The following is a 12,164-nucleotide window of genomic DNA, read 5'->3' as shown; positions in this document are numbered from 1 at the left end:
TATGCTTGAGCCCAGGCATCACAGCTAAGCATCATAACCAAGGTAACGTAAAGTGAGTCAGCATTTACCTTTGTGGATAGATCCGCACATTCATTTATTTGCCTTGAGCGAGGGGCAGTATCACTGGTTAAAGCCGTCTAATATGCCTTTTTGGCCTGATAAAAGCGCTATTGCCAAGAATACCGCTGAGAACGACCTTTGGCGTGCAGCGCGAGGGCAGCTTGCAGGGTTTGTTCATATCGAGGCCGGTTTCGATAATCAACGGCCATGGCGAGAAATTGCCTTTTTAGAACGCCATTGCACACTGCCTTTTCGGTCGGTTGCCTGCATCGATTTAACGAGCAATGATGTCGGTAGCCATATAGATAAATTGAAAACTTACTCATCGGTGCGAGGCTTGCGCCATATTCTAGATGATGATGCTAGCTCTCTTTTGCGAAGGCCAGACGTTCAGTGGGGGCTTAGGCATATGGCTGCCCGAGGGTTAAGTTTCGACGCCCAGTTTGATTTAGCCGATTCTCATGCTGTTCGCTCGTTACTCTATGTGCTTGAACGAGAGCCGACTTTGCGAGTTGTGGTAAATCATTGTGCTGTAGCACCGCTTTCTACTACGCACTTGGCATTTAAAATGTGGCGTAATAATTTACGCTATTTAGCTGAAACAGGGCAGGTGGCGTTTAAATTTTCAGGCTTAGAAATGCAGGAGCGCAACTGGCAATGGCCGCGGGCGTCATTCGTGTTAAACACGCTGTTAGAAACGGTAGAAATAAGCCAGCTAATGTTTGCCAGTAATTATCCGCTTTGTCAGTGGCGTATGCCTTATGAAAAGTTATGGCAAGGCTATTTAGATATAACAGCGCCGCTATCTGAAGAACAAAAAGCGGCGTTATTCTCACTCAACGCTAAGCACTGGTACGACATCGTTTAACGGGTATTAGATCGATGCTATAAAAGTTTGCTAACGAATGGCCTATTAAAGAACAATAGGCCAGCTGTACGCTTTATAATTAAGCCAACATTTTTGCCCGTAGCTTACGCAGATTATTTTAGCTCAGTTACTGTCATATGCGGTGAGCGATAGACAACCTCGTCGTTTAAATCAATGCCAATTCCCGGCGTGTCTGGGGCTTCTATAAAACCATTTACCGGCTGAGGGTCTTGAATGCACAACTCACGGTTCCAGTCTTTTATCGCGTAAGTGTGGTGCTCGTGAATCAAGAAATTAGGAATAGCTGTTTCTAAGTGCAGGCTAGCTGCTGTGGCAACTGGACCACCGCAAACGTGGGCTTGAACTCGCACGTCGTAAATATCTGCGTAATCACACACTTTTTTGGCTTCTGTAAAACCACCACACAGGCCTACATCTGGTTGTAGAACATCAATAGATTGGTCTTCAAGATAAGGGCGAACATCCCAACGATGATACAAACGCTCGCCGCCCGCTATAGGTACGTTAACGTTTTTAGCCACTTTGTCATGTAATTTTGAGTTCAGGTAGTTCACTGGCTCTTCATAATATAAACAGCCAATTTCTTCTACAATATCGCCTAGCTGTATAGCGGTAGATGCGCCTAACAAGCTGTGGCATTCGAAGATGATGTCGCCATCTTCACCCATAGTATCTCGAATGGCCTGAAGTCTTGCTTTGAAAAGCTTAAGCTCAGGTTTAGTGAAGAGTTTTGTTCTGTCAAAGTGGGTGTTGCCGTCTTTATCGTAAACAATAGGGTCTACTTTAACCGCATCATAACCGTCTTTAAGGGCTTTCTCTGTTGCTCGGGCATAATCAGCAGGGTCATTGAGCTTGGTGACTTCTTTATCCCAGTCAAACTGTAGCTGGCTAGCATAGCTGCGTAACTTGCCGTTAGTCTTTCCACCAAGCAATTCATAAACCGGTAGGCCAAGTGCTTTACCCTTAATATCCCATAGTGCTGTATCGATGGCACTCATTGCCGCATAAATAACTGGCCCGCCGCCAAGGCCCCAAAAGCCCTCACGCAGCATTCTCGACCAGAGAAGCTCTGTATGGAAAGGGTTGAAACCAATAAGCATAGCCTCAGCAATCTCTTTAATCATATGGGCTGCTGCGCTATGACCCCAGTCGTAAGCAAGACCCGCTTCACCTACCCCAGTTATCCCTTCATCTGTGTATACACGCACAAAAACAGGGTTCCACTGAGGGCGTTTAGGGCATTCAATATCAAAAATTTCTACTTTGGTTACTTTCATAGTGTTACAACAATTCCTGTTTGAGTAAGTGAGCGCATGACGAGTAGACGCTGTTTGACCGTCTTACTTTCGTTAGAAAAGCAGCCCATCATCGCAAAAGAGTGTGAATAACCTATCGTTATTCGCAAAAGCTTGGATCTAACTTGTACGCTTTTCTAAGCATTGCAGGCCATGCTTTTTGTCCACCGGTTTCGCCGCTGTGGACAACGTTTGCCTGAGCATAAATACCGTCGATAATAGTTTGCGGTATTTCAATGATTTCCTCATTCGATTGCATTAACGCTAGCTGAATTTCGCAGGCCCGTTGTAAGTCGTAGAAGCGCATAAAGGCGTCGCCGACGGTTGGACCAAGAGTGAGTCCACCATGATTAGGTAAAAGCATGTGATTAGTATCGCCCAAGTCATCTTGAAGGCGCTTTTTCTCGCTTTCATCCACCGCTAATCCTTCATAGCTGTGATAAGACAGCGACGGCAAAGAGAACATAGAATATTGGCTCCACGGTTTGAGCCCACCTTTTACTGACGCTACCGATATTGTAGCCAGAGTATGAAGATGGATGACACACTGCGCGTCGTGTCGCACTTCGTGGATCGCACTATGAATTGTAAAGCCCGCAGGGTTTATGCCGTAAGGCGTGTCGTCTAGAATATTGCCTGCCAAATCAACTTTCACTAAATTTGAGGCCGTGACTTCATCAAACCCAAGGCCGAAAGCGTTAACTAGATAGTGATCCGTTCCCGGAACTTTCGCAGATATATGGGTGTAGATAAGGTCTCCCCATCGCATGTCTGCAACTAAGCGGTAGCAAGCGGCCAAATCGACACGTGTATTCCACTCTTGTTCAGATACTTTGCCTTTAAGGCTTAGGGTCGGCAGTGAAAACAAGCCAGTTCTCCTTTTTAAAACGTGTAGACAATTTACCAATACCGATATTGATGAACAACGATTTGTCAGTGCTGGTTTATAACGATTTGGGTATAGCCATCGCGCAAGGGAATAAGGTCGTCTGCAAATCGCATTGATTTCTCATCAATAGAAAATGGGTCGACCTTTACCAGCCCTTTTACCTCTAGTTTAGCCCATGGTGGAGCATCAAAGGCATCTGGAAGCGTTTCTACACCGGCATCTAGTGCACAGCCGAACAGGGCTAGGCCATTTTTTGTCGTCGCTAAGTATTGTGAAACCTCAACATTAAAACCGGTTTCTTCCCATGTCTCTCTATGAGCAGTGCATGCTGGCGATTCACTATTTGCAAGCCCACCCCCAGGGAAATCAAGTTTATTTGATAAGCGGTGTCGTATTAGCAGCACCTTTTTGTCAACTTTGATTAAGCACGCTGCAGCAGTAGCCTCTGATGGGTTATCTATATTTAGCGTGTCCAACCTAGCTGATAGCTCATCCGAAATACGACATAGAGGTTCGCTAGGTGCGCCTCCCGTACAGGAGAAAAGCGTTAAAACAGCGAATAAAGCTGATAAGTGAAATAAGTTGCGCATCGATTTGAGTAAAATACAGGTTGTGTCTGTTAAAGGTTATTAAAATTTCAACGAAAATGAAGCCACAGACTCTACGCAAAAAATAAAATAAAACAACAATAACGCAGTACATGAACTAACGTTTAACGACGCTTAACTAACAAATAAGCGATTTTTGTGTGCTTGAGTACCCATTGACTGATATTTGCGATAAAAACTCATGTTCGATGGGACGCTTTTACCTATAGGAAAGGTTATGTCTTCACGATTTTCTTTATCGCCATTACTCATTGGTGTGGTGTTGCTTGCTGGTGTTGTGGTGTACTTAAATATCCCTGAAGAACAAAGCGCAAACCAGAGCGGACCAAGGGCTACCCCCGTCAACACCGCGTTTGTCTCCTCACAAGCTTTTCCTATTACTATTGAATCTTTGGGCACTGCAATTGCCAACGAGTCAGTCAATATAACCGCCCAAGTTACCGACACGGTGAAAGTAATTAACTTTGAAGATGGTGATGAGGCGAAAAAAGGCGAGGTGCTTGTGCAACTGAACGATACTGAAGAGCGAGCACGAGTCGAAGAGCTAAGAGCAAATATTGAGGAAGCAAAGCGTCAATTTACACGTATTGCTGATCTGCGACAGTCGAATGCCACATCTGAACAGCTGCTTGATGAGCAACAAGCTCGAGTAAAAGCGCTTGAGGCTCAGCTGGACATAGCGTTAGCGCAGCTTGAGGATTTGCAAATTCGCGCACCATTTAGCGGGCTTTTAGGTAACCGAGAAATCAGTATTGGCTCACTGGTACAGCCTGGCGATACCATTACTTCGTTAGATGATATAAGCGTGATTAAAGTTGATTTTAATATCGCTGAAAATCACTTGGCAAGCGTTGCAAAAGGGCAAACGCTGACCGCGTCTTCCGTGGCTTACCCCGGTGAGACTTTCAAAGGCAACATTTCGAATATTGATACACGCCTTGACCCCATTAGTCGTTCTATTCGAGTAAGAGCAACAATCGATAACCAAGACAAGCGTTTACGACCGGGTATGTTATTAACCGTCGTTGTTGAAAAGCGCGTTTTAAATACACTAGTGCTTCCTGAAAAAGCCCTAGTACCCGTACAAGATAAGCAGTTTGTATACGTCATTAAAGATAATGTTGCCCACCAAACGGAAGTTGAAATAGGTGAGCGCCGTCCTGGCTTGGTTCAAATAGTCAGTGGTCTCAGCGAAGGGGATGAAATCATAACTGAGGGGACGCTTCGCGTGCGAGATCAGTCTCCGGTTAACGTTCTTAACCGCTAAGGGAGCTTACTGCTATGTTGTTATCAGACGTTTCCGTAAAGCGCCCGGTATTTGCTACCGTTATCAATTTGCTACTGATTATCTTTGGTATTGTTGCGTTCACTATGCTGAGCTTGCGGGAATACCCAGATATTGACCCCCCAATCGTCTCGGTTAGCACAACGTATACAGGTGCATCGGCAAATATTGTTGAAACCCGTATCACCCAACTTTTGGAAGATAGAATTTCGGGGATTGAAGGTATCAAAAATGTTACCTCTACGTCTCGCAACGGTCGGTCTGACATTACCATCGAGTTTAAATTATCGCGGGATATTGATGCCGCCGCGAATGACGTACGTGAGCGAGTAAGCCGGGCGTTAAATAACTTGCCTGATCAGGCGGATCCCCCGGAAGTATCAAAAGCTAATTCAGATGAAAGCGCGGTTGTCTGGTATAACTTGCGAAGTACTAATCTAAATACGATGGAGCTAACGGATTACGCTGAACGTGTACTGGTAGATAGATTATCTATTGTAGATGGCGTGGCGCGAGTGCAGCTAGGTGGTGGTAAACGCTATGCCATGAAAGTGTTTTTAGATCGCAACGCAATGGCCGCCCGTGGAATAACCGTAAGCGATGTTGAGCAAGTTATTCGCGCCGAAAATGTAGAACTACCCGCCGGTGAGGTGGAAAGTACCGACAGAAATTTTGAAGTGCGGGTGGCAAGAACCTTTCTATCTCCCGATGACTTTGCTGCGCTAACTGTTGCTGTAGGTGATAACGGCTATCTCGTTCGCTTAGGTGAAATTGCTCATGTTGAACTCACCGCAGAAGACGACGAAACCGAGTTTCGTGGCGATGGGGTAAATATGATAGGGCTGGGTATTATAAAACAGTCCAAAGCAAATACGCTTGACGTTGCACGAGCAGCAAAAGCGCAAATAGAAAAAATAGAGGCAACGCTTCCCGACAATATTTTCATTGTCCCAAGTTACGACTCATCCGTTTTTATTGAGGCGTCAATCGATGAGGTCTATGAAACACTTGTCATTGCTATGCTGATGGTTGTTATCGTGATTTACCTTTTTCTAGGTAATATTCGCGCAACATTAATTCCAGCGGTTACCGTGCCGGTTTCGATAATTGCTGCTTTTATTGTGATGTATGCATTGGGTTTTTCTATCAACCTGCTTACCTTACTAGCAATGGTACTTGCCATTGGTTTGGTGGTTGATGACGCCATTGTTGTACTTGAAAACATTTACCGTCGTATCGAGATGGGAGAGCCTCCAATATTAGCGGCTTATCGCGGCGCAAAAGAAGTAGGTTTTGCCGTAATAGCTACAACTCTTGTTCTTGTTTCTGTGTTTGTACCTCTGGTATTTCTTGAAGGAAATATAGGAAGGTTATTCACCGAATTTGCACTGGCGATTGCCGCCGCCGTTGCGTTCTCAAGCTTTACTGCGCTTACCCTTTCACCAATGATGGCGTCAAAAATTCTCAAAAAACGCACTCGTTCATCGGGTTTTGGGAGTTGGATGGATAAGCGTTTTTCACAACTTGAAAACGGGTACTTCAATTCGCTGGGCAAAACACTGCATCAGCCTATTCTGATGTTATTAATGCTCGTTGTAGCGGTTATTGCGCTTGTTCAGTTGTCAGAGAAAGTACCAAGTGAGTTTGTCCCTAAAGAGGACAGGGGGAATTTCTTTATTCTGATGAATGCCCAGGAGGGGGCAAGCTTTGAAAGTAATGCGAAAAACCTAGAGAAAATTGAAAGCATCTTAATGCCCTATAGAGAAAATGGAAAAATAAATCGCTTACTTGTACGAACCCCAGGGTTTGGCGGTAATGCGGGTATCGCGATTGTAGGTTCTGCCGATTGGGATGAGCGTGATTTTAGTACCTTTTCTCTTATGGATGAAATTAGCGGAAAACTGAATTCTGTTCCTGATGTACGTGCTTTCGCCATAATGCGAAGCGGGATCTCGGGGGGCGGTTTAGGTCGGCCGGTGCAGTTTGTGCTACAAGGTGATACCTATGAAAACCTAGTTGCATGGCGTGACATCGTGCTTGAAAAAGCCACTAAAAATCCAGGCCTTATTCGCCTTGACTCAGACTATAAAGAGACGTCTCCTCAGCTCTTGGTAAATATTAATCGTGACAGGGCCGCAGATCTTGGTGTGTCTATTAGCGATATAGGTGGCACATTAGAAGTGATGTTAGGGCAGCGACGCGTATCCACTTTCCTTGATAGAGGTGAGGAATACGACGTAATTATGGAAGGGATAGAAGAAGATTTTAGAAGTCCTAACAGCATAGAAAACCTTTACGTACGCTCTGCGAGAACCGGAGAGCTTATCCCCATGGATAATTTGCTGACGTTTGAAGAGCAAGCAACGTCAGCCCAGTTAAATCGTTACAACAGGATGCGAGCAGTAACGATTTCTGCAAATCTGGCAGACGGTTACACACTGGGAGAAGCGCTCAACTATCTCGAAAACATTGTTGCAACTGAGCTACCTGATAACGTATCGATAGACTACAAAGGTGAGTCTCAGCTTTATCAAGAAGCCGGCAACTCTTTTGTGTATGTATTTATTCTCGCCCTCGCCATCACCTATCTTATATTGGCTGCTCAGTTTGAAAGCTGGGTACATCCACTGGTGATAATGCTCACCGTGCCATTGGCACTAGTTGGTGCCTATATCGGCTTATTTTTCAGTGGAATGACAATTAATATTTATAGCCAAATTGGTCTGGTTATGCTTATTGGACTCGCAGCTAAGAACGGCATACTCATAGTGGAGTTTGCCAATCAGTTGAGGGACGCGGGCATGGAATTTGAGTATGCATTGAAACGCGCTGCAGCCCAGCGTTTGCGCCCCATCGTTATGACTGGTTTTACTACTGTATTTAGCTCTCTTCCCTTAGTACTTGCTTCAGGGCCCGGCGCTGAGAGCCGAATGGTGATAGGGATGGTTATTTTCTCCGGCGTTTTAGTTTCAGCGTTTATGACACTATACGTCGTGCCGACAGCCTATAGCTGGCTAGCTCGTAATACCGGTTCACCACTTGAGCGAACCAAAGAAATTGAGCGGCTTGAAGAAAAAATTCCTTACAAAAAAGGTGAATCATAATTCTATATGCAGGGCACTTGCCCTGCATTGTTAACCTATTGGTCAGATAAACCGTAAATTAATAACGTATTTATTCTAATACGTTAGCATGCCTTCGCATTACTTTTTTAAAGTTTTGTTGAAATATATCTCGTTGATATATTTGCTTTTTTCTGATTTTTAAGCGTTGTATTTTTCTATCTTATTCAGCGTTATAAGTATTAATTGTACCCATTAGACGTAGGTATAGTTGCTTAACTTTTTTCTTCCACTACACTGCGCAGCATTTACAGGTGTTTATATAAGTTACTCATTTATAGACATTAATTTTTTATGCTCAAATTGGCGATTATGGCGTTTGTGACTAATACTTACCACGTCGTAATTATGTGAGCGAACATGCCCATATTTGCCAGCCGCGACAACATGCTCGAACTAAGATTCAAATAATAATGTTTAAAGAGTAGATGGCGGTGAGCGCGTATATCAACATACTTTAGAGGACACATCATGAAGAAATGGATACTAGCAGCAGCCCTTTGTTGTAACGTTGCGGTTGCCGACGTGGCTGTTATCGTGCATCCCAGCAATGGTGACTCATTGGACAAAGACAGTATAAGCCGAATCTTCTTGAATAAAGCAAAAGCATTTCCCAGCGGCACGCAAGCAGAGCCTGTAGCGCTTGCGGAAGGGCAAGCGGCGACTGACGAATTTAATGGCAAAGTGTTGAACAAAACTGCAGCCCAGCTTACAGCGTTTTGGTCAAAGCTTGTGTTTACCGGTAAAGGTCAACCACCAACAGCATTAGGCAGTGATGCAGAGGTTGTTTCTGCAGTAGCGGGTAATCCTGGCGCCATCGGCTATGTCGATGCTAGCGCTGTGAACGACAGCGTGCGCGTTGTTGCAACCTTCTAACCTAGTGTAATTAAAGAATTAAAGAATTAAGGAATACGCATGAAAACCAAACTTGCTATCTTATCTGTGGCTGGCCTTTTAGCAGCTCCAACAATGGCAGACATTCAAATTAATGGTTTCGCAAACTTGATTGCCGGCATGACGTTAGATGACGATGAATCAGTTTACGATTACGACAGTGACTTTAGCTTTGATCCAGCCAGTGTATTTGGTCTCCAAGTTCGTGGAGAAGTAAGCGATAAATTATCGGCGACGGCTCAGTTAGTTGGGCGTGGTAGAGATGACTACGACGCAGATTTCGAATGGGCTTATATGACTTATGTGTTGAATAACAATGTCAACATCAGTGCCGGTCGCCTACGTATGCCGCTCTTCAAATACTCAGCGTCACTTGATATCGGTTACTCTTATCACTGGCTTACACCACCAGATGCGGTTTACGGTATCGACTTTAACAATATCGACGGTGTTCGTGTGGATTACATGAACTATTCGGGAGACTGGGAATATGGTGCGCAGTTTACGGTTGGTCGCGTTGAAGCTGACACTACTATTTCTGGCACACCTGCAGCGCTAGAGCTAGAAGATGTTGTTGCCGTTTCTTTTGAAGCGACGCGCGATTGGTTCAGTGCGCGTACATTGTTAGCGCGCGGTAAAACTAGCGCCGCTAATCCAGATTTCGATACTTTTGTCGGCGGTTTGGCGCAGTATGGCGCTTTCATCCCTACCGCTTCAACCGCGGCTGAAGGTTTTAGTGTTAATGAAGACACGGGAACCTTCTTTGAGGTTGCCGTTGATATCGATAAATATGATTGGTTCGTAGGTGCAGAATTTACACAAACAGAAGTTGACGGTTCTGTTATTGCTGATAACAAGGCATGGTATGTAACTGCTGGCATGCGTTTTGGCAAGTTCACTCCGCATATCACCTATGAAGTTGAAGAAGCCGATAATGGCGACCAGTTAGGTCTAATAGCAGCTTTGCCTGCAACAATCGCCACAGGAGACGCAGTTGTTGATGCAACATGGAATGGCGCTGCTGGTACGGCTGGCATCTACCAAACAGCTGCGGGTATTGCGGCGCAGCAAAATCTTGATGTATCTGCAGTCACCGTTGGTTTGCGTTACGATGTTGAACCGGGGTTCGCGCTTAAAACTGACGTAACTTGGTACTCAGATGACCTAAACGATTTGAACGATGCTACACTTCTAAAAGTGGGTGTAAACTACACGTTCTAAAACTCTGCTAGGCCTCGTATATCAATGCGAGGCCATAATTAAATTAAAGATTTTCGCTATTAAGTAGATAAAGTAGAACAAGATAGTTTTTCACTCATACTTAGAAAACTATTGAGCAAATATAATAACAGTGGAACAGCGAATGAACTTTTTAAAAAAAATGCCAATTGCGACTAAGATTTTCCTCATTCCGGGTATCGCAGCGCTAAGTTTTATTATTTACTTGCTTATTACTGTCTACACCGCCTTAAATAACGGTGCGACCCTTGAGCGTGTTCAAAAAGTTCAGTTCCCTGCGCTACAATTATCTGCGTCTACTCTTGTTGAAATGCAAAAAGTCCGTGACACCCTTTCAAGTGCGGTTACTACTGGCGACCAAGATACCCTCGTCATGGCGCAGGAACTTGCTGATGAGGCAAAAGCCGGTCTTAATCAGATAGCATCTATTAGCCCAGATTTTCGTAATGATATTTCTCGAATTTCATCAGGGTTCGATGATTATTTTAAAGTAGCTTTCGACGTTTCTCAGTCCATGGTTAATGGCACAGCCGATTTTAGCCGCCTTGGTGAGCTTTCCTCAAAGATGAACAAGTCTTATGACGGTGTTATTGCGTCCATGTCCAAGTTCAGAGACGCGCAACAAGCAGCGTTTGAGGAAGCATTTGAAAATACAGACAGTGCAAATACCTCGTTAATCAGTACTGGGGTAATTTTAGCCATTGTTGTTACCATTTTACTGTTTGCTACTGCCGTACCTATCGTTAGGGGCATTAAGCAAAGCATCGACGATGTGGTCCGTTCACTTAAGGATATCGCACAAGAAAATGGCGACTTGACGGTACGCATCGAAACAAAAAGTGAAGACGAGATTGGTGATCTGGTTTACTGGTTTAATCAGTTCATGGATAAATTACAGGGCGTTGTGCGAGATGTAGTGGAAGCAAGCTTGCCCCTTTCTAACCTTGCGCAAAACTTACGTGGCGTTACCGAAGAGACTCAGCGTACGATAGATGTTCAGCAGCGTTCGGCCACTAACGCAAAACAGGCTGTAGATACAATGAGCGGCTCGGTTGATGGCGTCGCACACAGTGCTGCACAGGCCGCGAGCGATGCCAACGAGGCGACCAGTGCTGCAAGCGAAGGGCGTCAAATTGTACAGCAAACTGTTACCAGCATTCAGCAGCTAGCAGACAACGTGCGTGAAACTGCTGACGTGATAGCGCGACTTGAATCTGATTCAAACAAGGTGGGTTCTGTACTTGACGTTATTAAGGGAATAGCCGAGCAAACTAACTTACTTGCGCTTAACGCCGCAATTGAAGCGGCACGAGCAGGTGAGCAAGGCCGAGGCTTCGCTGTAGTTGCGGATGAAGTACGTACGTTGGCATCGCGTACTCAACAATCTACAGAAGAGATCCAAAGTACCATTGAGCAATTACAAAGCGCTGCGCACTCTGCGGTAGAAGTTATGGCCCGCGGTACTGAACAAGCGTCTAGTAGCGTAGAAACTGCGAATAAGGCAGGAAGTAGCTTGGAAACAATCACCAGCACCATTGGTCGTATTAACCAGATGAATGAGCAGATTGCACATAATACGGAAGACCAGCGCACTGTGGCGGTAGACATTGTTCGTCATGTTGACGAAATTCATCAGCGCACCGAGCAAACTGCTAGCCGCTCGGGAGAGTTGGGCACAATGTGTAATGAGCTTGCAGACCTAGCACAGCACCTTGAGTCTATTGCTAAGCAGTTTAGGGTGTAGTAATAAAAGCTATTATAAGCAGCTCGTTAATGCTGTGATGAGCAACTTTAGTAAAGCCTCCGTTAGGGGGCTTTTTTGCAGATATTGCCCTAACGCAATTAATTAATTGTCTATACGACGCATAAAAAAATCCCCAGCA

At 44.9% G+C, this 12,164-nt stretch carries 9 protein-coding genes; 6 read left to right on the top strand and 3 right to left on the bottom strand.

The features are described 5' to 3' along the window. The first annotated feature begins 52 nt into the window (after positions 1 to 52). Complete coding sequence (locus C6Y39_RS08045) at positions 53 to 928, top strand: amidohydrolase family protein (RefSeq protein WP_105930753.1); 876 nt, start codon at positions 53 to 55, stop codon at positions 926 to 928. A gap of 113 nt (positions 929 to 1,041) precedes the next feature. Here C6Y39_RS08045 and C6Y39_RS08040 read toward each other — a convergent pair whose 3' ends face one another. The 3 genes from C6Y39_RS08040 to C6Y39_RS08030 form a co-directional block, all read right to left on the bottom strand. Beyond that, positions 1,042 to 2,226, bottom strand: coding sequence for a mandelate racemase/muconate lactonizing enzyme family protein (locus C6Y39_RS08040; RefSeq protein ID WP_105930752.1), 1,185 nt, complete (start codon positions 2,224 to 2,226; stop codon positions 1,042 to 1,044). Positions 2,227 to 2,344: 118 nt separating this feature from the next. Continuing rightward, positions 2,345 to 3,112 (bottom strand): class II aldolase/adducin family protein, encoded by a 768-nt coding sequence (locus tag C6Y39_RS08035; RefSeq protein ID WP_105930751.1) that lies wholly within the window; start codon positions 3,110 to 3,112, stop codon positions 2,345 to 2,347. Positions 3,113 to 3,177: 65 nt separating this feature from the next. Further along, positions 3,178 to 3,609 carry an NUDIX hydrolase gene (locus C6Y39_RS08030; protein ID WP_240618838.1) on the bottom strand — a complete coding sequence of 144 codons (432 nt, stop codon included), beginning with the start codon at positions 3,607 to 3,609 and terminating at the stop codon, positions 3,178 to 3,180. Between the two features lie 349 nt (positions 3,610 to 3,958). Between C6Y39_RS08030 and C6Y39_RS08025 the strand changes: the two genes are divergently transcribed. The 5 genes from C6Y39_RS08025 (at position 3,959) to C6Y39_RS08005 (ending at position 12,025) form a co-directional block, all read left to right on the top strand. After that, positions 3,959 to 5,008, top strand: coding sequence for an efflux RND transporter periplasmic adaptor subunit (locus C6Y39_RS08025; protein WP_105930857.1), 1,050 nt, complete (start codon positions 3,959 to 3,961; stop codon positions 5,006 to 5,008). Positions 5,009 to 5,022: 14 nt separating this feature from the next. After that, positions 5,023 to 8,130, top strand: a complete 3,108-nt coding sequence (locus C6Y39_RS08020) for an efflux RND transporter permease subunit (protein WP_105930749.1) — start codon at positions 5,023 to 5,025, stop codon at positions 8,128 to 8,130. A gap of 489 nt (positions 8,131 to 8,619) precedes the next feature. Beyond that, on the top strand, positions 8,620 to 9,024 hold the full coding sequence (locus tag C6Y39_RS08015) for a substrate-binding domain-containing protein (RefSeq protein WP_105930748.1): 405 nt from the start codon (positions 8,620 to 8,622) through the stop codon (positions 9,022 to 9,024). A 39-nt stretch (positions 9,025 to 9,063) separates the two neighbouring features. Then, positions 9,064 to 10,263, top strand: coding sequence for a topoisomerase IV (locus tag C6Y39_RS08010; protein WP_105930747.1), 1,200 nt, complete (start codon positions 9,064 to 9,066; stop codon positions 10,261 to 10,263). 142 nt (positions 10,264 to 10,405) lie between these two features. Next, complete coding sequence (locus C6Y39_RS08005) at positions 10,406 to 12,025, top strand: methyl-accepting chemotaxis protein (RefSeq protein WP_105930746.1); 1,620 nt, start codon at positions 10,406 to 10,408, stop codon at positions 12,023 to 12,025. The last annotated feature ends 139 nt before the right edge of the window (positions 12,026 to 12,164 follow it).

The sequence above is a fragment of the Alteromonas gracilis genome (genome assembly GCF_002993325.1).
GTDB classification, from domain to species: Bacteria; Pseudomonadota; Gammaproteobacteria; order Enterobacterales; family Alteromonadaceae; genus Alteromonas; species Alteromonas gracilis.
Note: the sequence above shows the minus strand (reverse complement) of the source record. Positions and strands in the feature narration are given on the sequence as shown.

Coding starts and splice junctions, on each gene's coding strand:
- C6Y39_RS08040 (WP_105930752.1), bottom strand. CDS start 2,226: ATGAAAGTAACCAAAGTAGAAATTTTTGATATTGAATGCCCTAAACGC.
- C6Y39_RS08025 (WP_105930857.1), top strand. CDS start 3,959: ATGTCTTCACGATTTTCTTTATCGCCATTACTCATTGGTGTGGTGTTG.
- C6Y39_RS08020 (WP_105930749.1), top strand. CDS start 5,023: ATGTTGTTATCAGACGTTTCCGTAAAGCGCCCGGTATTTGCTACCGTT.
- C6Y39_RS08015 (WP_105930748.1), top strand. CDS start 8,620: ATGAAGAAATGGATACTAGCAGCAGCCCTTTGTTGTAACGTTGCGGTT.
- C6Y39_RS08010 (WP_105930747.1), top strand. CDS start 9,064: ATGAAAACCAAACTTGCTATCTTATCTGTGGCTGGCCTTTTAGCAGCT.
- C6Y39_RS08005 (WP_105930746.1), top strand. CDS start 10,406: ATGAACTTTTTAAAAAAAATGCCAATTGCGACTAAGATTTTCCTCATT.